This is a genomic window from Borrelia crocidurae, assembly GCF_000825665.2.
In the GTDB taxonomy this organism is placed as follows: domain Bacteria; phylum Spirochaetota; class Spirochaetia; order Borreliales; family Borreliaceae; genus Borrelia; species Borrelia duttonii.
The window spans coordinates 111,489-112,287 of the sequence record NZ_LN609267.1 but is presented as its reverse complement, the minus strand read 5'-3'; the positions used below and the strand labels follow the sequence as shown (position 1 = coordinate 112,287).

At 26.3% G+C, this 799-nt stretch carries 1 pseudogene (running past one end of the window); it reads right to left on the bottom strand.

What is annotated here, in order from left to right:
• Nucleotides 1-778 (bottom strand): annotated as a pseudogene (locus BN1173_RS00580) (hypothetical protein); it reaches 573 nt to the left of the window's first position.
• Between the last annotated feature and the right edge of the window lie 21 nt (nt 779-799).

Genomic DNA, 799 nt, shown 5'->3' with positions numbered 1-799 from the left:
TGGAAAAGGAAGTGTATGAATTTTATGGAAAGAAATTTTTGGAAGGGGGTCTATATTGAATTCCAATACCAGTTTCTGCTTCTTGTATTTTTAAATATGTTTCTATATCTTTTATTTTGCTTTGAATTTGATAAAAAAGTTGAGTCTCAATCCCTATAAATTGATTTTTAAAATCCATTGAAATACTTGTTTTAAAAAAGTAATCTAAAAAATAAGATAAATCTATATAATTTTCAAGATAAAAAAAACCCATGTAAGAGTAGTTTATGGCTGTGCTTATGAAACCTCTATAATGATAATGTTCATAATTTTTAGGAATTGGTCTTAATTGTCTTAGAGCAAAGTGAACTGCTCTTTGTATTAAAGAGCCACCCCAATTTCCATAGAGTAGATTTTTAATTCCAATACCAATATTAATATTTCCAAAATATTGAGTTTTTGTTTTGAATAAAATTGGGAAATAATACATAAATCCAAGCTCTAATAGATCAATTCTTTTTCTTAATTGTTCGGGACTTTCTTTGTCGCCTCTAAAGGTTAACATGTGTGCTTCTGCATTTATTATAAAATTATGTTTTGATTCATGAATGAATATTAAAGATCCACTTCTGAGGTCATCAAAGAAATCACTTAAAGCAAATCCAAAACCATCGTTTAATTTGTCAAAATGATACTTATCAATTCCGTCATTTTGATATTTCATTAAATAATTGTAAGCATGTGAATTGATTACTAACATTATAATTATTGCTTTAAAGCTAACTTTTGCTAAGTACATTTATAGATTAATACTAACATG